16 protein-coding genes and 4 pseudogenes are annotated in these 20299 nt (G+C 63.2%); 6 read left to right on the top strand and 14 right to left on the bottom strand.

Features of this window, described 5'->3' with window-relative positions:
* Positions 1-98: 98 nt before the first annotated feature.
* Genes N6H05_RS17865 through N6H05_RS17855 form a run of 3 tightly spaced genes read left to right on the top strand, consistent with a single transcriptional unit; the run spans position 99 to position 3543 of the window.
* Entirely contained in the window at positions 99-1976 is a 1878-nt protein-coding gene (locus N6H05_RS17865) for a sensor histidine kinase (RefSeq protein ID WP_159078589.1), read from the top strand.
* Positions 1973-2398 (top strand): response regulator, encoded by a 426-nt coding sequence (locus N6H05_RS17860; RefSeq protein WP_004212641.1) that lies wholly within the window; start codon positions 1973-1975, stop codon positions 2396-2398. The genes N6H05_RS17865 and N6H05_RS17860 overlap by 4 nt, the downstream gene beginning before the upstream one ends.
* A gap of 2 nt (positions 2399-2400) precedes the next feature.
* Positions 2401-3543: an ATP-binding response regulator gene (locus N6H05_RS17855; protein WP_048939554.1), complete on the top strand. Its 1143-nt coding sequence runs from the start codon at positions 2401-2403 to the stop codon at positions 3541-3543.
* Positions 3544-3559: 16 nt separating this feature from the next.
* On the opposite strand, the gene N6H05_RS17850 is transcribed toward N6H05_RS17855, so the two are convergent.
* On the bottom strand, positions 3560-3946 hold the full coding sequence (locus N6H05_RS17850) for a response regulator (protein WP_284110919.1): 387 nt from the start codon (positions 3944-3946) through the stop codon (positions 3560-3562).
* A gap of 368 nt (positions 3947-4314) precedes the next feature.
* Here N6H05_RS17850 and N6H05_RS17845 point away from each other — a divergent pair.
* Positions 4315-4725: pseudogene (locus N6H05_RS17845) on the top strand (IS110 family transposase); the annotation flags it as partial.
* Here N6H05_RS17845 and N6H05_RS17840 read toward each other — a convergent pair.
* From N6H05_RS17840 to N6H05_RS17805, 8 genes and pseudogenes are all read right to left on the bottom strand, one after another.
* A pseudogene (locus tag N6H05_RS17840) lies at positions 4696-5583 on the bottom strand (conjugal transfer protein TraC); the annotation flags it as partial. The pseudogenes N6H05_RS17845 and N6H05_RS17840 overlap by 30 nt on opposite strands.
* Complete coding sequence (locus tag N6H05_RS17835) at positions 5580-6230, bottom strand: TraV family lipoprotein (RefSeq protein WP_048939496.1); 651 nt, start codon at positions 6228-6230, stop codon at positions 5580-5582. The gene N6H05_RS17835 and the pseudogene N6H05_RS17840, both read right to left, overlap by 4 nt.
* 24 nt (positions 6231-6254) lie before the next feature.
* Positions 6255-6575: pseudogene (locus tag N6H05_RS17830) on the bottom strand (TrbI/VirB10 family protein); the annotation flags it as partial.
* 30 nt (positions 6576-6605) lie between these two features.
* Positions 6606-7382, bottom strand: coding sequence for a type-F conjugative transfer system secretin TraK (locus N6H05_RS17825; RefSeq protein WP_080993736.1), 777 nt, complete (start codon positions 7380-7382; stop codon positions 6606-6608).
* Complete coding sequence (locus tag N6H05_RS17820) at positions 7366-8001, bottom strand: TraE/TraK family type IV conjugative transfer system protein (protein ID WP_048939498.1); 636 nt, start codon at positions 7999-8001, stop codon at positions 7366-7368. The genes N6H05_RS17825 and N6H05_RS17820 overlap by 17 nt, the downstream gene beginning before the upstream one ends.
* A 5-nt stretch (positions 8002-8006) precedes the next feature.
* Positions 8007-8273: a type IV conjugative transfer system protein TraL gene (locus N6H05_RS17815; RefSeq protein ID WP_008827576.1), complete on the bottom strand. Its 267-nt coding sequence runs from the start codon at positions 8271-8273 to the stop codon at positions 8007-8009.
* Between the two features lie 132 nt (positions 8274-8405).
* Entirely contained in the window at positions 8406-8720 is a 315-nt protein-coding gene (locus tag N6H05_RS17810; protein WP_029547519.1) for a hypothetical protein, read from the bottom strand.
* A gap of 196 nt (positions 8721-8916) precedes the next feature.
* On the bottom strand, positions 8917-9708 hold the full coding sequence (locus N6H05_RS17805; protein WP_284110915.1) for a DsbC family protein: 792 nt from the start codon (positions 9706-9708) through the stop codon (positions 8917-8919).
* Between N6H05_RS17805 and N6H05_RS17800 the strand changes: the two are divergent.
* A pseudogene (locus N6H05_RS17800) lies at positions 9640-11439 on the top strand (strawberry notch-like NTP hydrolase domain-containing protein); the annotation flags it as partial. The gene N6H05_RS17805 and the pseudogene N6H05_RS17800 sit on opposite strands and share 69 nt — an antisense overlap.
* Before the next feature lie 107 nt (positions 11440-11546).
* Here N6H05_RS17800 and N6H05_RS17795 read toward each other — a convergent pair.
* Genes N6H05_RS17795 through N6H05_RS17785 form a run of 3 tightly spaced genes read right to left on the bottom strand, consistent with a single transcriptional unit; the run spans position 11547 to position 15132 of the window.
* Positions 11547-12551 (bottom strand): site-specific integrase, encoded by a 1005-nt coding sequence (locus N6H05_RS17795; protein ID WP_009823939.1) that lies wholly within the window; start codon positions 12549-12551, stop codon positions 11547-11549.
* Positions 12548-13903 carry a tyrosine-type recombinase/integrase gene (locus N6H05_RS17790; RefSeq protein WP_009823940.1) on the bottom strand — a complete coding sequence of 452 codons (1356 nt, stop codon included), beginning with the start codon at positions 13901-13903 and terminating at the stop codon, positions 12548-12550. The genes N6H05_RS17795 and N6H05_RS17790 overlap by 4 nt, the downstream gene beginning before the upstream one ends.
* Positions 13900-15132 carry a site-specific integrase gene (locus N6H05_RS17785; RefSeq protein WP_007015824.1) on the bottom strand — a complete coding sequence of 411 codons (1233 nt, stop codon included), beginning with the start codon at positions 15130-15132 and terminating at the stop codon, positions 13900-13902. Before N6H05_RS17785 ends, N6H05_RS17790 begins: the two co-directional genes overlap by 4 nt.
* 253 nt (positions 15133-15385) lie before the next feature.
* Here N6H05_RS17785 and N6H05_RS17780 point away from each other — a divergent pair, with 253 nt between their 5' ends.
* Positions 15386-17080 carry a strawberry notch C-terminal domain-containing protein gene (locus tag N6H05_RS17780; RefSeq protein WP_349666196.1) on the top strand — a complete coding sequence of 565 codons (1695 nt, stop codon included), beginning with the start codon at positions 15386-15388 and terminating at the stop codon, positions 17078-17080.
* A gap of 356 nt (positions 17081-17436) precedes the next feature.
* Here N6H05_RS17780 and N6H05_RS17775 read toward each other — a convergent pair whose 3' ends face one another.
* Positions 17437-18609 carry a Ros/MucR family transcriptional regulator gene (locus tag N6H05_RS17775; protein WP_284110911.1) on the bottom strand — a complete coding sequence of 391 codons (1173 nt, stop codon included), beginning with the start codon at positions 18607-18609 and terminating at the stop codon, positions 17437-17439.
* A gap of 241 nt (positions 18610-18850) precedes the next feature.
* Positions 18851-20200 carry an IS1380 family transposase gene (locus N6H05_RS17770; protein WP_502958942.1) on the bottom strand — a complete coding sequence of 450 codons (1350 nt, stop codon included), beginning with the start codon at positions 20198-20200 and terminating at the stop codon, positions 18851-18853.
* Between the last annotated feature and the right edge of the window lie 99 nt (positions 20201-20299).

Genomic DNA, 20299 nt, shown 5'->3' with positions numbered 1-20299 from the left:
CCTGGAATCGTCACCGGCTCGTACTCAGAGTCTGGCGCCCAACCAAACCCTAAAAACTGTTGCTGTTATTTTCCCACAGGCTGGGTATGCGAAGGGCGATGCGAGAGAACACCTACAGTCTGAATCGAACTTTCGGTTTCGCAATCGCGATGATCGCCCTCATTGCGCTCGTCGGCAGCGGAGGCGTCCTTATCACCTTGTCCCAATTGCATTCTGCGACGGCGTCGCGCTTCCGCTCTTCGCAGATCATTGTCGGACTGAGCGCCATCAAGAACGAGATGCTCAACCAGGAGACCGGCGCGCGAGGCTATTTGCTGACCGGACGTCGGACAAGTCTGCAGCCCTATGAAGAGGGGCGACGCAACTTCGACCATAGTATCGCGGAGCTGAAGGTTCTGCTGGCCACGAACCAACCTCAGTTGGATGCGCTTGAAGAAGCCGAACAAGCGGCGCGAAACTGGCAGCGTCAGGTGGGCGCCGTCATCATCAGGGACATGGCCTATCCCACGGCGCGCGATCACGCCCGTTCGATCGAAGCAGACGGGCAGGGCAAGGCCATGTTCGACACCTTCCGCGCACGGCTCGCCACTATCGAACAGCGCGAACAGGATTCGCTGGTTGTCCAGACCCGCCTGGTTGCGCGCGCGGAAGAAACCGCGCGGTTCACCCTGTGGGCTTCGTTGGTCCTGACATTGTTGATCAGTCTGGGGGTCGCAGTAGCCCTCAGCCGGTACATAGCCCGTCCCCTTGTGGGTTTGGCGGAAACGATGCGGAGGCTTGTCGCGCGTGACACGTCGGTATCCATCCCAAGCCTCAACCACCGCAATGAGGTTGGCGCCATGGCGCGTGCCGTCGCGGTGTTCAAAGACAGCCTCATCGAACTCGACCGCACGTCGGTCCTGCGGGTGACCGCGGATACCATGCCGGCGATGATCGCTTATATCGAGGCGGACAGATCCATCGGCTTTCTGAATGAGGAGTTTGCGCGCCGCTTCAGCGTTACGGCGGAGGACGTAGCTCATGTTTCGGGCCGAAATCTGGATCAATTGTTTCCTCAAAAGACGTTCCCAGGCGCTGGCGACGAACTCCAGACGGCACTCAGCGGGGAGGAAGTTCGGTTTGCCTTCCAGCTGCCCGATGCCGCGTCGCCGAGGGATTTCGAGGGTTACTTCCGTCCCCACCGCGCCAATAGCGGCCGTATCCTTGGGGTCGTCGCGCTCTTTACCGATGTGACGGATCGAAAGGAAATCGACCAGAAGCTGCGGCATCAGGCTCATGATCTCCAGCGTTCCAATGCCGAGCTCGAGCAGTTCGCCTATGTCGCCTCACACGATCTCAAAGCGCCTCTTCGCGGGATCGAGAACCTGGCGAGCTGGATCGAGGAGGACCTGGGTGACAAGCTGGAGGGCGATACCCGAACGAACATGGATTTGCTGAAGAGCCGGGTACGTCGGCTCGAGAGTCTGCTTAGTGATCTGCTCGCCTATTCGCGCGCCGGGCGCGACGACAATGTGATCCGGGAGGTTGATACGAGGGCGCTGGTCTCGGATCTTGCGGCCCTCATCAGCCCGCCGGAGGGCTTTCGGATCGAGGCGGACGCGAGTTTGCCTACGCTGGTAACCGCGCAAGCCGCGCTCACCCAGACGCTGCAGAACCTCATAGGAAACGCGGTAAAGCATCACCCGGATCCGGCCCATGGCCTTATCCAGGTTAAGGCGGCATCTGTGGGCAACATGTACGAGTTCACCGTCAGCGATAATGGGGCAGGGATACCCGAACAGTTCCGCGAACGGGTGTTCGGTATGTTCCAGACCCTCAAGCCAAGGGATGAAGTGGAAGGTAGCGGAATGGGGCTTGCGATTGTAAGGAAGCTCGTCGAACGGCAATCCGGACAGGTGTGGTTGAGCGAGAATGAGGCCCGCGGCCTCACCGTGCATTTCACCTGGCCCGCTATCTCCAAGGAATCTCGAGCATGAATCCAACCGTCAATCTGTTGCTCGTCGAAGATGACGAGGTCGATGTGCAAGGCCTAAAGCGCGCGTTCGCCAAAAGCCGGATCGCCAACCCGATCACAGTGGCTCGTGACGGCATCGAGGCACTGGAAGTGCTGCGGGGCGAAAACGGCCAGGAAAAGCTGCCCAAGCCTCACCTCATCCTGCTCGACCTCAACATGCCCCGGATGAACGGCATCGAATTCCTGGAAGCCATTCGGGCGGATGAGGAGCTGAAAGGCTCTGTGGTGTTCATGATCACCACCTCCAAGGCGGACGAGGACAAGGCGCGCGCCTATGGGCACAATGTCGCGGGCTACATCGTCAAGCAGGACCCGGCAAACACCTTTATGGAAGCCGTATCACTGCTTGAACATTATTGGAGAATCGTTGAGTTTCCGCGCTGACGATGCCGACCCAGACCCACATCCTCCTTATCGATGACGATGAAGTCGATCGCCAGGCCGTCCGGCGGGCGCTGTCGGCCTCTGACCTCACTTGGGTTCTGACGGAGGCAGCAAACGCTGCCGAAGGACTAGCGCTCGCAGGCGAGAAAGCCTTCGACTGCGTCCTGCTCGATTATCGCTTGCCCGATGCCGATGCCTTCGATGTGCTGGGGGCTTTGCTCGCTCCAGGGTGCGGTATCAATGCCGTTCTGATCCTTACCGGCGAGACCAACCCCGAGACGGCCCTCGATCTGATGCGAGCGGGGGCGCTCGATCATTTGAGCAAGGCGGAGCTCAACCCATCGGGCCTTGCGCGTGCAATCCGCTATGCCAAGGCAAGGCGCGCCTTTCTGGCGGAACTCGAGCAGGCGAAGCGGGAAGCCGAGGAAAAATCCCTCGCTCTCGATGCGCTCAATCGTCAGAAGGCCTTGCTGCTTTCGATCATCGCGCATGATCTGCGCAATCCCTTCCAGGCAATCATTGGTCTCTCGGACTCTTTGAGCCGGACCGCCGCGCAAAAGGATCCCGCGAAGGTTCAAATCCGTGCGCAGGCCGTGCAGGAGGCGGCAGTGCAGGCACACGCCCTGATGGAAAGCCTTTTCGACTGGGCACAGCTCCAGATGGATAGCGGCAATGTCGAACTCGAGATGGTCGATGTGGCTGCTATCGCACAGGAAGCGACGAGTGTGTGCCGCCACACGGCTGAAGAGAAGGGCGTATCGGTGTCATTCGATTGTGGCGGCGGGATGGTCCGTGCCCATCGCGACATGCTCGCGACGGTGCTGCGCAACCTGGTCGGCAATTCGATCAAGTTTACGCCAGCAGGGGGCGGCATCACCATCGCCTGCGAGAAAGGAACCGACGGGCGGTTCGTTATCCATGTTCGGGATTCCGGCGTAGGAATGTCGCAGCAGGCCATCGACAATCTCTTCCGCATCGATCGCCGCGTCACGACGCCAGGGACTGCGGGAGAGAAGGGGAGCGGGCTGGGACTACTGCTCTGCCGCGACCTTGTCGAACGGATGGGGGCAAGGATGGAAGTCGCCAGCAAAGTGGGCGAAGGAACCGCCTTTTCGCTAGTTTTCGAAGGCTTATCTAAGCAATAGCAGGAGCTTAGCCTCGTTACGCAGACAACATTTTGCTCACCGTGCGTAGCAAAACGGCGTGATCGACCGGTTTGGGCATGAAGATGGCGGACTGCGGCAGCGCGCCTCCATCAGGTGATATCGCGCCCGAGCACACGATTAGCGCGATTGGCGGATATGCATCATGGATATAGTTCGCGAGGCGCAGGCCGTCCATTGATCCGGGCATCTGAATGTCAGTCACGACAATGCGGATGGAAGGATGCGCTTTCAATAGTTCAAGTGCTTCGCCAGCATCGCCCGCTTCCTCCACCCGGAAGCCTGCATCCTCGAACAAATCCACCAAAGCCATTCTGAGCAGCGGCTCATCATCAACGACCAGAATCTCCTCTCGGCAGATCGGATGGGCAGCGTCTTCCTTCATACCGCATAAAATCAAAATTCGGCGACATCGTTCCCGGTGGAAACAGAGTGTTAATCAGACAGTCGTCTGTGGATGGCTCCCGCGTTGCAAGTACAAATTGACGCTTTGACGGTCGGTCGGTTGCAGTCGTCTGTCCGGCCTACTGTTGCAGTCGGTAGAGACTGCTGGCCCTGATGGGGTCCGCAAACTGAGTCCCAATCGGCTTTCCAGGCTATGACGCCTCTGACTGTCCATGGGTTGTCTCAGTTTGAGTAGCCCCTAGACCGTATGTTCGTGCGGTGAAGTTGGCCCGCCCTCGGAGTAAGCAGGAAACGGGGGTTACGCCGGACGGGCCGGCGCCTATCCCCATGCCTAGGCGAGGGCGAACCATGCGCGAGTATAACGAACTCTTTATCGGACTCGATACATCGAAAGCGAAGATTTCGGTTGCGGTCGCGGAAAAGGAGCGGAACGGCGAAGTGCGTTTCTTTGGCGATATCTCAGCCGAACCGACATCGGTTGCATCGATGGTAGCCAAGTTGGCAAAGCGCGGGGCCACTCTTCACTTCTGTTATGAGGCTGGCCCGACCGGGTACGACCTTTATCGCCAGATCATGGGGCTGGGGCATCAGTGCCAGGTCGTTGCTCCATCCCTTATTCCCAAGCGTCCGGGCGATCGTGTGAAGACCAATCGGCGCGATGCAGTCAGCCTGGCACGGTTGCATCGCGCCGGAGAGCTGACTGCTGTTTGGGTTCCGGACGAAGCCCATGAAGCTGTGCGAGACCTTGTCCGCGCTCGTGTGAATCTCGAACTGCGAATGGTCGAACAATACCGAGAGACAGGAAAGGAACGGGCCGCCGATCTGGTCGCTGTCTTCGGCGCTCCCGCGCATGCCGCCCATCAGCCGGTTGGCGCGCTCGGCGGTGATGCGCCGCGCGGGCGCCTTGGGCGTCAGGCAGCGCGCGACCTGGTTGCCGAGGAAAACTTCCGGCCCCTCGAAAAAGAGGTCGGGCCCCGCCTCGATGATCTGGCGCGCCACCGAGGGCGCGGGCATGCCGCCGACACCGTCCTGCAGGAACACGCCGGGCGCGGGCGCGAACACACCGTTGAAGATCCGCCGGTAGAAACTGACAAGCTCGGATGGCGGCAGACGGCGGATGCCCATCTTCGCCAGTTGCTCCTCGACCTGCCGACGCAGATCGGCGCCCAGCTTCACTCGCGTCTTCACCGCGAGGAACAGGCGAAAGTCGCGCACCGGGATGCCGTGTAGGGAATCGAGCCCGCGGGATCCGGCGCGCAGATAGTCTGCGGTCCGCCGTGCCGAGGCCTGGACCAGCGGATCGGGCCGGACCTTGAGGTCGAGATAAGCATCGAGCGCAGGGTCTATGAGGGGATCGGCGAAGGTGATAAGCTGCAGCACCGTTCCTTCGGGGAAGTGGATATTGAGCAGTCCGAGCAGCGCCTGCTGGACATGGGCGAACATGTAGGTGGCGGGCACGAGCTCCCAGGCCTGGCCCCAGCCATCGTCGATGCACAGGAACGCCTCTTCCTCCTCGACCCAGGCCAGCATCGGCAGGAAGTCGGAATAGGCATCGCGCGTCACCGCCGCGCGCAGGCGCTGGTAGCTGAGGCCGCCCCGTGTATTTCGCGCGCTCATGGCCGGCTCTCCGGTTCGAGGGCGTCGCGGCGTGCACCGGTGGCCGGTTCAGCGGCTCCTGCCGGGTCGTTCTCGCGCGTGGTGCGCAGCACCGGCGGCGCGGGAACCCGGCCGCCCGGTTCGACGAGATAGTCGCCGACCACCCATGCGGGCCTGTCGACGATCGAATAGATATAGCGCGGCATATAGAGGCGACCCGGCCGCTGCTTGTCCGCATAGGGCAGGATCAGCGTGCGTACGGTTCGCGAGGGCCGCAGCATCGGCGAGGAAGGGCTCTCGACCACTGCGCCGAAATTGGGCTGTGCGGGTCGGCCGGCGGCGGAAATCTTCGTACCCCGGCGGTTGGAGGCAAGCGCCGTTGGGGCGTGTTGAGCAGCGGGCAGCGCGTGCCCGCCTTCGGATTGCGGCTTTTCGTGGTCGAGCAGCTTACGATCGTTGGTGACGGCGGGATCGGACTTGGACGGCCTACCTGCCAGCGCGTCGGCATAGGCCTGGTCGGGATGGATGCACTGGCCATGGTCGCTGTTCTTGCAGGAGAACTTCTCGCTGTAGGGCGACATCACCGACCCGACCGCCGCACAGCCCGACAGGGACAGGCCGATGAGGGGGAGGGGGAGAGCCAGCAAGGCGGGACGTAGCATGGTCATGTTCCTGTCTCCGGTTGGCGAGGGTCAGAATTTGGCGGCGGAGCCGGGCTTGATCTCGAGGGTCACGCCCTCCTGGATCACTACGACGACGTCCTTGGCGGCGCCGACTTCGACGATGGGCCCCGCTTGCCGGGCAAGATCGAGGTAGAAGTCGGTGAGCTTGTCCGACGACTTGGAAAGACCCCCGGCGATCCCGGTCTTGGCGGCGTCCGCAGCATCGAGAGTGCGCACCGAGCCCAGCGCAGAAGTCGACGTGCTGCCGAACGTGCTTTCGACCGATTGCGAAATGCCGCTGATGGTGCCTGCGATGAAGGCACGTGCGAGCGTCGCGCCGGCGCGGGTCAGGGGTGCCCGTGGCCTTGTCGTCCGGCCCGTTCATTGAACCGCTCCCCGGCGTACGACCACGAGGCGGGCGGTTTCTCCTGCGGCCAGGCGCACACGATCGAGGGTGATCGCGAAGATACGCTCCCCGAGACCGGCATCGACCAGCTGGCGTTCGTCGAGCACGATGGGCACAGCGGCCTGCAGCCGATATTCCGAGGCGGAGAGCCCGGTGCCTTCGATGGCGATCCGGCGCTGCTCGGTGAGCGAAAGGGCGGGTAGAGACGCAAGCTGTATCGCCGTGTTCGATGGCGCGACTTCGCTGAAGGTCGCCGGGACATGATCGTCGAGGAGCGCCATCGTCACCGAAACCGCGCGGTCCTCGTCGGCGAGCGCGGCGAGAAGGTCGCTGTTCGCCTGCGCGCGCTGGCGGGCGCCGGGCACAAGCAGCACCGTCTGCGCCGGAATCTCGGCAGGTTCGGCATAGAGCGGATAGGTTGCGCCGTTACAAGTGACGAAGAATTCGGCAGGCTGGGTCACATAGGTCCGCGTGACCTGGCCGGCGTCATCGACCTCGCGGGTCAGGAACTTGATCCAGGCGTCCGCGCCGCCTTTCTCGACGGCGAGACCCTTTTCCGCCGAGAACTTCACGTCCTCGATCTCGCCGCCCTCGCATACGACATGATTGATGTCGCGGTTGGAGAGACGGATATGGCTGGTCTGGTCCGGCAGAGCCTGGATGCCCTGTGCCGATGCCGGCGCTGCCATGAGCAGCAGGCAAAGCATTGGGACACAGCGCAGCGACGCGCCGGGGTCAGCGTGTTTCGGCATCGAACTGTTCCTCGGAAAGGCGGGTCAGCCAGAAGCGGCCATTCTCGATCCGGTAGCCGATCCGCAGAACGCCCCGGAACTTGCGGATCACCCCGCCGATGACCCGGACTTTCTCCACCGGCACGAGGATCTCATGCGGCGTCCAGCGCACCGGCTGGTCACCCCGGATGTAGGTGGCGATCGACAGCGTCGGATTGTCGGCCAGTTCGTCGAGCACGCCGTTCAGGCTGTCGCGCATCGCGCCGTAGGCGGACGGATGGACCAGCCCCAGCAGCTCCTGGAACTGGCGGTCGGCCGAATAGGCCGACCATGTGCCCGACAGCGCGACGATGTTGCGCGTCATCGCGACCAGGTAGGCTTCGGACGGCTTGCTGCCCGAGACGTAGAGATCGCCGGTAGCACCGAAGGGTACGACCACGGTGCGCGCGTTCTGGTTGGTCGTGTAGATGACCGCTCCGAGCACCACCGTCACGCCGAACATGCCGGCCACCGCGACCTTGAGCAGCCGGTTCTCCTCGAAGAGGTTGGCCGAACCCTGCAGATAGCGATGGATGCCGAAACTCGCCGGTTTACCCAGCAGCGGATCTTCGGCCACTCGCTTGCGTGAGATGATGCCCATCGCGCCTACTCGAAGAAACGGGTCTGGGTCGGACCCGGATAGTGGGGGAAGGAAACCAGGCCCCAGCGCCAGGCGAGGTGGGACAGGTAGCCCCTGGGCTTGCTCCGCTTCCACGGGATGAAAAGGAGAAGGGCGGCGATGAGCGCCCAGCCGACAAATCCGCCCACGATCGCGGCCACGAACACGCTCGAGGTCGCGAGCAGGAACTCGTCCGATCCGAACCACAGGATCTGGACCGGCCGATGCAGATATTGCGGAAGGCGCTCGTCCATGTGCCCTTCTCCTCCTGCTTCATGACACCTTGCGAAGGTGTCGGTTTCCGGGGACCGACCATCGGCCCCCAGCACGGTGCCGGCGCGGGACGGACCTGGCCGGTCGGCCAAGCGCGCCCTGCGCCCGGCGTCTCAGACGACCATCCCGAAAGTCTGGAGAATGGAATCCGCCTTGATCAGGCACACCGCCGCGACGATGGTCGGGATGCCGATCATGATGTTCGAGAAGAGGCGCGAGACGCCGAACAGGAAGGCGGCGACGCCGCCCACGAAGCCCAGCGGGCCCTTCACGCCCTTGTTCACGACGATATCGTAGATGTCGTAGCCAAGATCGCCCTGGGCCGGTGCGGAGAAGGCATGGGCCGGGCCGGCGATCAGGGCCATCACGCCCAAAGGGAGGCCGATATTCGCCGCTGCGAGAGCCTTGTTACCGAATGTACGCATCATGGCATTGCTCCAAAGAGGAGCCGTCCGGACATTCGCCTGCCGGCATCGACGGGGATCGGTGTCGGCCGGGGCGTCGGTGGACGGCTCCATGAGCCCGCCGCCGCCGGCATCCTGGTTCACCCGCCCCGCCGGGATCGGCGCAGGCTGGATGTCCTCCGGAAAGAGATCGTCGCTTGCCGCGACGGTGCGTGTGAAGTCAGCGCGGCGCATCGGTCACTGCCTTCGTCGGCGCGGGCTTCGCATGCCGGTCGAGGAACGCCTCGAGCTCGGCCTGCTGGAAGCCCGAGATGAGCTTGCCGTCCGCGATGAGGGTCGGCGTTCCCGAGACACCCACCCTGGCTACCAGTTCGGCATCGGCGGCGACCTTGTCGCGGCCTGCCGCGCACTGGCGCAGAACCGGCGGGGTCTGGCCCGAATACGCGGCCCTGAACGCTCCCTCGCGATCGGGCGAGCACAGGATATGCTCTGCCTTGGCGGCGGCGGTCGGGTGGATGCCGCTCACGAAGAAGATCAGACGCCGGACCGGCTTGCCTTCGGCTGCCTTGGCGTTCCAGTAGCGGTCTAGCGCCTGGCAGTAGGGGCAGTCGGGATCGGTGAATTCGATCACCGTCGGCGCGTCCCCTGGGCCGATCGCCAGGGCCTTGGCGGGATCGATCGCCTTCAGGCGCCGGCTCGCGCCCTGTTCCTGGGCAAGCGCCGTAAGGTTCACGCCATTACGATCGTAGACCGTGGCGAACAGCAGATGCTCGCTCTGCGGCGCGAAATAGATGATCTTGCCGCCCGCAGTGGCCTGATAGAGCGGACCTTCGACCGGTGCGGGACCAAAATCCTCGAAGCGCAGGTTGGTAAAGGTCTGGTGCAACTGCTGCTCGGCATCGGCCTGCGCGTTGGCCAGCGGGTCACCGTGAGCCTGCGCTTTGCCGGGCAGATCCGGCAGGATGACCTCGTGCTCGAGCCGTCGGCGGGCACGGGGATGCTCGCGGTCCATGCATGGCGAGCCGGCGCGGGCCTGCAACTCAATGAATTAGATCCGAAACGGGCCGACCTGCTCGGCCGGATCTTCGATCGAACCGTCACCCGCCATGACGGCGAACATATCGGCGATCTGCTCGCGGGCGCTCCGAGGCCGACGCTGGTGCTGATCAACCCACCCTTCAGCCGCAGTGCCGGGCGCGGTGTCGACCGCCACGCCGGCGCCCGCCATTTGCGCGCCGCGCTGGCCCGCCTCGCTCCGGGCGGCCGCTGCGTGGCGATCATGCCGCCGAACTTCGCGGCGGACGGCACCGCCTCGCTCGGCTGCACTGCCGTTGCCGAGATGGCGCCGCCGCGCGCCGAGATCACCATCCGCGGTAACCCCTATGCCAAGCATGGGACCAGTATCGATGTGCGCCTCCTTGTTTACGACAAGGGATGGACGGGAGAACCCCAGCGCCACGTTGCTGACACGATCGAGGCTGCTCTCGATATCGTGCTGGCTCTTCCCTCCAGGCTTGATCCTTTTGATCCACCCCCGGCGCCCGCACCGGTGGCCAGGCCCTTTCCCGCGCCCGAACCCAAGCCACCACTGACTGCTCCCCTGATAACGCGGCCTTCACGGAAAATAGCGCCGCCAGTCCGCATTCCCTCAAGCGAACCGACCGAACCGGTATCTTACAGCGTACGCGAGACGCCGCTCGCACCGGGACAGGCGATCGGCATCTATTCCCTGTGGCAACCTGCTCGGCTTGTGATCGACGACGCCTGCACGCATCCAGACGAACTTGTCGAATCCATCGCGATGGCATCCGTCTCGCTTCCGGCGCCTCGCTACCACCCCCGTCTCCAGAAGCGTGCCTTCAAGGCGCTCTCCGACGCGCAGCTTGAGACCATCATCCATGCAGGCGAAGCGCACGAACGCGATCTTCCCGGGCGCTTCTCGGCCAATCTGGCTGGTGATCGCCTGCTCGAGGACGAGGAGGGCTGCACCTACCGGACCGGCTTCTTCGTTGCCGATGGAACCGGCGTCGGGAAAGGGCGTGAGGCGGCAGGCATCATTCTCGATCAATGGAACCGCGGCAATCGCCGCGCGATCTGGATTTCACTGGCCGATCTCATCGAGGACGCGCGCCGTGACTGGACGGCGCTTGGCGGCCTTGCCATCGATATCCAGCCGGTCGCGAACTTTGCGCTGGGCACACCGATCACGATGGAAAGCGGCATCGTCTTCCTGACCTACGCTGCGCTGCGCTCGAGCCGCCATGATACGGCATCGCGCCTGCAGCAGCTGCTGGACTGGACCGGTAAGGATTTCTCCGGAGTGATCGTCTTCGACGAATCCCACGCCATGGCCCATGCCGCCGGGACCGAGACGGATTTCGGGAAGGCGCACGGCTCGGAACAGGGGCTCGCCGGCGTCCGGCTGCAAAATGCGCTGCCGCGTGCCCGCATCCTCTACATGTCGGCAACCGGCGCGGCCCGGCCTGAAAACCTCGCCTATGCCGTTCGTCTCGGGTTATGGGGAGCCGGTACGGCCTTCGCCACGCGCGACATGTTCATGAAGGCCATGGAAGAGGGCGGCATCGCGGCGCTCGAAGTCGTGTGCCGCGATCTCAAGGCGATGGGTCTCTACACCGCGCGCGCCTTGAGCTTCGCCGGCGTTGAGTATGAACCGCTGGAACATGCGCTCACGCCGGACCAGATCTTGGTTTACGATGCCTACGCGGACAGTTGGGCGATCTTATGCGCAGCTCGCCATAAGATCGCTTATCGCGAGGAAGCGGTAATGCGGAGGAACGCGGCGTAGTCCTGCAAAGCTGCGGAACATTTCGCCACGTCCTTCACATTATTCTATAGGGTGTCGAGCCATCCCATCAGATTGGCATCTCGCTTCCACGAAGGTGGCACGTTGCTCGCCGCCGGGGCGCCAACCTGTTCCAGCGCCTTTCGTTTGGTCTCCAGATTGGCCTGAGCATAGTGATTGGTCGTATCGAGACTGACGTGCCCGAGCCAACTGCGGATGACGGTGATATCGACCCCGGCGGCAACGAGGTGGACGGCGGTCGCGTGCCGGAAGCTGTGAGGCGTAACGTGTTTTGACTGGAGGGTCAGCGTCGATTTCGCGGCTTGTTCCACGTAGGCGTTGAGCTTGAACCGCACCCCTGACGCCCCTAGCGGTTCACCGTATCGATTGACGAAGATCCGCTCATCGGGCGCACGCGGCTGTCGCTCCAGTAGCTTCCTGAGCAATGCCACGGTTTCTGGCCAGAGCGGGCAGATGCGTTCCTTGCGCCCCTTGCCGTAAAGACGCACGAAGTTCGGTGCATCGAACCGGATTGCTTCGGGACAGAGGTCAAGCGCCTCTTGGATTCGCGCGCCACTGTTATAGAGGAACGAGAGCAGTACATGGTCGCGCAGCCCTTCGAGTGTCGATCGGTTGGGCTGGGCGAGGATGGCCTCGACCTCCTCGGGCTCGAGGTAGCACGGCGCGGAGGTGGGCTCCCGCTTCAACGGAACAGCCAGGACCTCTGAGCACTGCGCGATGTATTCCGGATTCTTGTCCGCCACGAAGCTGAAGAAGCTGCGGATGGCGGCCAGTCGGCAGTTCCGCGTGCCGATCGTGGTCTTGCGGCCATGCTCGGTATGATGAAGGAACGCGCGCACCTCGCCGGCCGAGACGTCGGTGAGCGTCAGCCGCGCGACCCCGCAGCCTTTTCGCTCCGCGACGAACCGAAGCAGCAGCCGCCAGGTGTCGCGATAAGAGCGGATCGTGTGGATTGACGCGCTGCGCTGCTCGGCCAGCCACTCCTGGAAGAACGCCCGCAACAACGCGGGCAATGGATTGCCTTTCCTCATGGCCGCGCCTCCGTGACAAGGCACGGGGCGCCGAGCGCGCGGAACCGTTCACTGGCTTCCTGCAACAGATCCTGCGTGACGGTGATGTAGACCAGCGTGGAGTGGAGATCCCGGTGCCCCATGTAGGTCGAGAGGAAGTGCAGTTTTTCCTGAGGGTTAATGCCGGACCGGTACCACTGGAGGATGCGGTTCACCACCATCGAGTGACGAAGGTCATGGACCCGCGGCCCGGTCCGGCCCGAAGCGGGCTTGAGCCCAGCACGGCGCATGACGTTGGTAATCATTGTCGTAACCGCCTCGGGCCTGTAGCGGTCATTTAAGTGGGCATGCCAGAACAGCCCTGATTTCGGGTTCTGTGGGCCGCCAGCGCGCCGCCTCGCATCGATGTACGCGCGCAGTTCGACCGCGACACTGTCGGATAGAGGCAAGATCCTGGTCTTGTAGAACTTCGTTTCCCGGATCGTGATCGTGCTTGATTGCAGGTCCACGTCACCAAGATCGAGCCATGCCAGCTCGCTTCGCCGTAGCCCGGCACAATAGGCCAGCATGATCATGGTGTAGAGGGTCAACGGCCGCAGCGGAGCGTCCGGCGACGGATAAGTCCGTGCGGTATCGAGCATACGCCGAACGTCAGCCGGGCTGAAGATATGCGGTTGCCGATGCTCCCGCGCTACTTCCCGCTCTGGCCGGGGATTGAAGCGCTTTGGCGGGATAGTCGGATCGAGGCGGAACCGCGCCTTGGTCAGGATGCGCGCCAGCTTCTGGCATTCAGCCGCGTGGTTGCGGGTCGGCTTGGCAGCCGCCCAGCTCGCAATCATTGCCTCAAGTGGTTGCTCCGCGAGGTCGGGACGGGCCTGAAGGAACCGATCGAACCGCAGCAGCCAGTGAGCCTGCGCTTCATATTGATATCCCCGGCTGCGCATCAGCATGACATGGTCTTGCATGAAGTCACCCAGCACGCTGCCGAAGGGCGCAGGCCGTCGTAACGCGGCCAAGGATTCGTCGGGATTCGGGGAAGCCAAGGCCCGCCAGATCGGCTTGCTTTGCTTGACGTTGTACCGACGGCGAAGTGCAGCAACAGGGTTGTCGGCGATCAGCCCGATTTCGACGAGGTGGTCGAGGAAGCGGTCGACAATGCAGACCTGATTGAGCAGCGTCGACAATCGCCAACGTTTTTGCATCTCCTTCAGCCAGGCGTCGAGCATCTGCCGGTCCACCGCCGGATGCCGGCGGGCAACATCTTCGAAGGTGCAAAGGAACCAGCGATATGTCGGTACGCTTCCCGGCCGGAACTGCGATTTTACCAGGAAGGCGTCGACGACGGTGCGATCGGGATCGTGCCAGGCGCTCATGACAGCACCTCCATTCCAGGCACCTCGAGTGCCACGGCTCGGAGATCATCTGTTGCCAGTTTGAGATAAGTATTGGTGGATTCGGTGGATCGATGCCCGAGCACGTCGCCGATGATCTTTTGCGGGACCGATGCCCGCAGCATTTCGACCGCACGTGCGTGGCGGAAGACATGCGGCCCCCGCTTTCCTGCTGGCACTACGCCTGCGGCGGCCAACCGACCGCGGATCATGCCGTACAGGTTCGTCATTGCGATATAGGGTGCGCAGGATCGGACGAAGATTTCCCGCACTTCAACCTGGGGCCGCCCAAGGCGCAGATAATCCAGCAGCGCTTCACCAACAGTCACCATTAGCGGCATGTACGAGTACGCGTTGGTCTTGGTGTGGCAGATCCGGAGGGATTCTGCGCGCCAGTCCACGTCATCGAGCCGAAGGCGGCATATCTCACCTTCGCGCAGCCCATACGTGGCAAGCAGCTGAAGTATCGCATAATCGCGTAGTCCGCGTGGCGATCTGTCCTCCTGCGTTGTCGCCAGAACCGCGGCGATTTGGCTCCTTTCCAGCGTCGACGGCACATCTTCGTAGGCATAGAGCATGGGGCCGATGATGTGTGGCGTCAGATCGGTCGGGATGCGACCCGTCCGATGCAGATGGCGAACCACCGAACGGAGACGCTCAGCGACATCGGCCAATGATTTGCGCCGTAAACCAGGCGCGCGCATGTCCATGTAGAGATCGATGTCCACGATGCTCAACGTTTCGAGGCTGGCGGCACCGGCCCGGTCGAACTGCCATCGCAGGAAGTTTCGCGCCTCCCACATCAGCGCCGCAATGGACGCGCTTGCCAAACCGCGCTCCTCGCGCAGCCATGCCTCGTATTCGCGGCAAATTTCATGTCGATGCTCGTCATCGGGACCGATCATTTCTGCGTCCGGGGGCCAATTGCCTTGAGCAAGCCGGAGGAGCTTGGCGATCGCGGTGCGGGGCAACATGTGCCAACGCGCACTGGGAGGCCGACCGTACTGGATCTCAAAATCCTGAACCGCATAGCCAAAATACTGATCGACCTGCTGCGGCGTCACAGTCTCGACCTGTATATCGCACTCGGCCAGATAATCGAGAAACGCGCGGGCGTAGAGACGGTGGTTCGCCACGACCACGGGATTGTAATTCTGTGTGGTGAGCGAATTCGAGAGTTCGGTGATCAACTCGTCATGCAACTTCAACATGATTGCCTCCTCAGCTGGTCCAGGGACCGCCGAGGTTCGCAACCAATATAATGCGCAGCAACTGCGCACACTATCATGGGAATTCGCCGGTTACGCCGCGCTCCTCCGCATTACCGCTTCCTCGCGATAAGGGATCATCCATCGAGGCCTGCGAGAAGTTCTCGCCGAGATCGGCGTAGTCGACCGGATTTCCGGCAAGACCCAGAACGGCCAGGCGCGCGGGTCAGCGCTCAGCTCCTTCGAGGGGGCGAAGTTGCGGTTTTTCTCCAGCCTGCTCGTGAGCCTGAAGATCCCGACGCTCATCGCGGCCATCGAGCAGGAACTGGCGGCGGGTAATGCCGTGCTGGTGCAGCTGGCGAGCACGGGCGAAGCCATCATGGACCGGCGGCTGTCCGAACTCTCGCCGGAGGAACGGGCGATGATGGATGTCCAGGTCTCTCCCAAGGAGACCCTCGTCGACTATCTGAAAAATGCCTTCCCGGTGCGCCAGATGCGGGTCTTTCGCGCCGATGACGGCACGGTTCGCTCGGAACCGATGAGTGACGCCCAAGGCAATCCCGTGCTCTGCAGGCAGGCAATTGCTTCTCGCGACGAACTGATCGAGGACCTGTGCGCTCTGCCTGCCATTCCGACCGCGCTCGACGCGCTGATCGCACATTTTGGTACGGAGCGGGTCGCCGAGATCACGGGCCGTTCCCGGCGCATCGCCACCGACAGTACGGGCCGGCAGAAGATCGAGAGGCGCGGCGCCCGCGCCAATGTCCTCGAGGTCCAGGCCTTTCAGAACGGCAATAAATCGATCGCCGCCTTCTCTCTCGCGGGCAGCACCGGCCGGTCCATGCATTCGGATCGGAACTGCCCGACCGCGCATTGTCGCCGGACCCATTTTCTCCTCGAACTGGGATTTCGCATCCTTTCGGCAGTACAGGGCTTCGGTCGCAGCCACCGCACCAATCAGGTGACGCCGCCGGTCTATCGCCCGCTCACGACCGATTGCCGCGGCGAGCGCCGGTTCCTCAGCACGATTATCCGGGGCCTCGAAGCGCTCGGCGCGCTGACCCGGGGCCAGCGTCAGGCCGGATCGCAGAATCTTTTCGATCCATCCGACAGTCTGGAATCCGAGTTCGCGCGCGATGCGCTCGTCCAGTGGTTTCATCTTCTTTATGAGGGCAAGCTGCGCAGCGTGACGCTCGCCGATTTCCAGGAGAACACCGGATTGGAACTGTGCGACGAGGGCGGGGAACTGAAGGAGCGCCTGCCGCCGATCCACCGCTGGCTTAATCGCATCCTCGCCCTGCGCATCGCCACGCAGAACCGCATCTTCGAAGAATTCCTGGGACTGGTCGAGGATCGCGTCGAAGCGGCGCGGGCCGCCGGAACGCTTGATCTGGGGATCGAGACGATCCGCGCCGAACGTGTGCATGTTCTGTCCGACCAACTCCTGCGCGCCGACCCAGTGACCGGCGCGGAAACGAGGCTGTTACGGCTCGAACTTCATCGAAGACCGCCGGTCACCAGTTGGGCCGCGTTGCAGTACGAGTTGCGCGGTTCGGGCGAGGTGCGGTGGCTGCACAATACGCGCTCGGGTCGGGTGGCGCTCTATGTGTCGACATGGCCGGGGCAGGACGAGGACGGCCAATGGATCGAACGCTGTTATCTCATACGCCCTGGTGGCCGGGCGCGAATGGACGTGGCGGGGAGGAGATCGAGCGTGACAGCTTCCACGCGCTCTGGGACGCGGAAGCCCGCCATGCTGGGGAAAAGCTTGTGGTCGAAACGATCACGCTGGCGACGGGCCTGCTCCTGCCCGTGTGGAACAGACTTCCCGCCGATGACGTACGCGTGTGGCGGATCGACGACGGCACCGGCATGTCCATTCTCGGGCGTATCATCCATCCCGGCGCCATCGGACGGCTCGAACAGGCATTCGGGCTTGCCGGCGGCGTAATTCTCGGGCCTGACGAGATCATCGCCAGCGCGCGCATCGCGGGCGGCGTAGCGATTCCGGGCCTGGGCCCAGCCAGGCTGGTTCGGGCCCAGGTTAACGATAGTCCTCGCCTCGAGATCCGCGATTACCGGCCGGAGGATCGCACCTGGCTCAAGTCCTGCGGGGCATTCTCGGAGGTCTTGAGCTTCAGGACCAGATTGTTCCTGCCGCCCGATCGCGCGTGCGACATATTGACGAGGATCATCGAGGATCGGAGTTGATCCACCGCTGTCGCGCGAAGCTATGCCGCTCCAGATCCCACTATATTGCAGAAGGAGAGGGTGAAGCGCGGCAGCACCGCACTTCACCCTCTCCAATCATTCCGCGGATGCCGGTGTCTCATCCTTGGCTGCGTCTTTCTTTGCGGCATTCGAACGCTTGCCAGAAGCTTTCGACTTCGGCGATGCGGCGGACTTAGCGCCAGTGACGATCCCGAGCTTCTTCTTCCTGGGGACAGGCGCGGACGATTCCGTTTTCGCCGCTTCAGGAGTCTTGATCTCCGGAGTGGTCGACGGGGCGGCAGCTTCCTTGGCAGCGGCGGGCTTCTTCGCACCGCTGGATGTTTTCGGGGATGCCTTCTTCGCCGCCGGTTTCTTTGCGACTGACTTTGTGGCTGCGCCCTTCGCATTTCTGGGTGCGGGTGCGGGTGCTGGCGCAGGTGCGGCCGCAGTCGAGACAGCCGGTGTGACCGGTGCCAAGGGTGCGGCCTCCGACGTCTCGACGGCGATCACGGGAGCCTCGCTGGCGGGTTTGGGGTTAGCCGCCGTTGCACGCGTACGCTTGGGCTTTTCCGGCGCCGGAGCCGATGTGGATTCCGGCGTTTGCTCCAAGGCAATCGCGGCAACCTCATCGGCGGGCGTCACTGTATTGGCTTTTCTGCTCGCGCGTTTCGACTTCTGTTCCTTCACTGGCGCCGGAGTCGGTGCGGATTCCGGTGTTTGCTCCACGGCGGTGGCGGGGACCTCAGCGACCGGCGTCGCCGCATTGGTTTTTCTATTCGTGCGTTGCGGCTTCCGCTCCTTCACCGGGGCGGGCGGAGTGGCTTCCTGTACGGCCTGTTCGGTGACGGGCGCTTCCGTCTGTGCCGTTTCGCTCGCCTTTCTTCCAAGGCCCAGCTTTGCAGCGACGGCACGGCGGTGCTCGGAATAGGCGGGAGCCACCATCGGATAATCCCGCGGGAGCTTGTAGCGCTCGCGATACTCGGCCGGGGTCAGCCCGTTGGTCGCCAGATGCCGCTTGAGCGTCTTGTACGGCTTGCCGTCGATCATGCTGATGAGGTGCTCGCGCGAGCCCAGGCTCTTGCGCACCGATACGGCAGGAACATGTTCCACCGGTGCCGGCGCTTCGGCTTCGCCCTTTCCTTCGAGGGCGCCGCGTGTCGCTTCGATGATCCCGGCGATGTCGCCGGCCGGCACCTGGTTGTTCGAGAAATAGGCGCTCAGTAACTGCACCGTCATTGCAGTGAGATCGGGCTGCTCGGTATCGGCCACGCAAAAACTCCAGGCTAAGGGAAGGCAATAGGGAAGTTGTCTCTTGCCGAAAAAGAATTGCCGAAGAGCTAACCCGGCTTATTCATGAGCCCGCTGCACTGGGGTATTTCGGGTTTGGTGGGTCGGTTGCCGCGTGATCTGGGCGAGCGCCAGCGCCGGCGTTTTTCACCGCAGCAGGAGCAAAGGGCTTTTCGAGGTTGATGGACGAGGGCTCGGGCTTTCGGCGGCACTGCCGCACTGGCTATGTCGGTGCTGGCCGGAGACTGGTGGCGATTGCTTTGAACACGTCGGCCTCCGGGCAGGCTGACGCGAAGGCGAGACGGATACGCGAGGAGGTTTCGATGACGCGGGCAGCCACCTTGAGCAGCCGCAAGCGTAGCGTTGCGAACTCGGCCGTGGCCAGCGCGGTGGTCTTGGGGATCGCCTGCTGGACGCGCCACAACAGCCAGTAGGCGGCGGTGTGTAGGATGAGGCGCATTTGATTGGCATTGGCTGAGCGGCACGAGGTGCGATCGCTGGCGAGTTGAGCCTTGTGGCGCTTGATCAGGTTTTCGGCTTGGCCGCGCGCGCAGTAAAGCGTGTCGTAGATATGCTCGGCCGAGCCTTCGGTCAGCGAGGTGACGACGTAGCGGATATCCATGCCCAGCGTGCTGGCCTCGATCCGGGCGACGACGCGGCGCTGGCAGTTCCAGCTCTTTGCGCCGTAGTGCGTCTCGGCATAGTTGCGCAGGACCGGATACTGGGCCGTGGCCCGCTTGACCGCGCAGGCGTCTGCGATGGCAACGATGACCGGATCAGCACGTAGCGCGGCATTGGTCGGCAAGCCGAACACGTAATCGACGCGGTGGGCCTCGCAGAAGGCCATGACTTCGGGGCGGCCATAATGCCCGTCGCCGCGGAAGGTGATGTGCGTTTCTGGCCAGTACCGGCGGATATGACGCACCAGGCGCCGGATGTGGCCGGCAGCTTCGGCGCCTGACGGCGTCTTACCGGTGCGCAGCAGCATCGCGACCGGACGACCGGTCGCGGTGTCGTACACATGGATCGGCAGGAAGCAGCGCTCACCGTGATGCCCGTTCCAGAAGGACAACTGCTGATAGCCGTGCACGACATCGCAGGTGTCATCGATGTCCAGCGTCACCGCCACTGGTGGAGCCGGATAGCTGGCGCAGTAGACGCCGATCATCTCGGCCATCATCCTGGCCAGCTCACGCGTGGTCGGAGCATTCTCCCAGCGGCTCATCGTCGGTTGGCTGGCAAGCCCCGCGCCCGATCCCGGCAACTTGCCCAGCGCCAGGCGGAAGCCCGGATCGTCGCGCAGGGCGTCGAGATCATCGGCATCTTCATAGCCGCACGCGATCGCGAACACCCGGGCACGTAGGATGTCATCGAGGCGATGGATCACCCGCGTCGGGTCACGCGGATCGGCAATGCAACCCGCAAGCCGCCGGCAGAGCCCCATCGCGCGCTCGGCCTGCGCAAGCAGCAGAACGCCGCCGTCCGAGGTCAGTCGGCCACCGTCAAACGCGGCTGTGATCTTCTTCCCGCCGACCGCTGGGAATCGGAATGAAGTTGCGATATCGTCTTTCATGGCGGGTGTGGCCTGTGGCATTTTCTGCCCTGCAGCAGGGCCGGCGTAGACACCCAGTTCCTAATTCAGATCAGAGGCTTATGCCACTCCCGCCAACCC

Origin of the sequence: Sphingobium sp. WTD-1 (assembly GCF_030128825.1) — a bacterium.
Lineage (GTDB): Bacteria > Pseudomonadota > Alphaproteobacteria > Sphingomonadales > Sphingomonadaceae > Sphingobium.
This window is presented reverse-complemented; position numbering and strand designations above follow the sequence as displayed.

Bases quoted from the DNA above. Each gene is read 5' to 3' on its own strand.
- N6H05_RS17820 (WP_048939498.1), bottom strand. From the start codon at position 8,001: ATGGGCATCATCTCACGCAAGCGAGTGGCCGAAGATCCGCTGCTGGGT.
- N6H05_RS17795 (WP_009823939.1), bottom strand. From the start codon at position 12,551: ATGAGGAAAGGCAATCCATTGCCCGCGTTGTTGCGGGCGTTCTTCCAG.
- N6H05_RS17770 (WP_502958942.1), bottom strand. From the start codon at position 20,200: ATGAAAGACGATATCGCAACTTCATTCCGATTCCCAGCGGTCGGCGGG.
- N6H05_RS17835 (WP_048939496.1), bottom strand. From the start codon at position 6,230: ATGACCATGCTACGTCCCGCCTTGCTGGCTCTCCCCCTCCCCCTCATC.
- N6H05_RS17860 (WP_004212641.1), top strand. From the start codon at position 1,973: ATGAATCCAACCGTCAATCTGTTGCTCGTCGAAGATGACGAGGTCGAT.
- N6H05_RS17815 (WP_008827576.1), bottom strand. From the start codon at position 8,273: ATGGACGAGCGCCTTCCGCAATATCTGCATCGGCCGGTCCAGATCCTG.
- N6H05_RS17825 (WP_080993736.1), bottom strand. From the start codon at position 7,382: ATGCCGAAACACGCTGACCCCGGCGCGTCGCTGCGCTGTGTCCCAATG.
- N6H05_RS17785 (WP_007015824.1), bottom strand. From the start codon at position 15,132: ATGTTGAAGTTGCATGACGAGTTGATCACCGAACTCTCGAATTCGCTC.
- N6H05_RS17850 (WP_284110919.1), bottom strand. From the start codon at position 3,946: ATGAAGGAAGACGCTGCCCATCCGATCTGCCGAGAGGAGATTCTGGTC.
- N6H05_RS17805 (WP_284110915.1), bottom strand. From the start codon at position 9,708: ATGGACCGCGAGCATCCCCGTGCCCGCCGACGGCTCGAGCACGAGGTC.
- N6H05_RS17790 (WP_009823940.1), bottom strand. From the start codon at position 13,903: ATGAGCGCCTGGCACGATCCCGATCGCACCGTCGTCGACGCCTTCCTG.
- N6H05_RS17865 (WP_159078589.1), top strand. From the start codon at position 99: ATGCGAGAGAACACCTACAGTCTGAATCGAACTTTCGGTTTCGCAATC.
- N6H05_RS17855 (WP_048939554.1), top strand. From the start codon at position 2,401: ATGCCGACCCAGACCCACATCCTCCTTATCGATGACGATGAAGTCGAT.
- N6H05_RS17810 (WP_029547519.1), bottom strand. From the start codon at position 8,720: ATGATGCGTACATTCGGTAACAAGGCTCTCGCAGCGGCGAATATCGGC.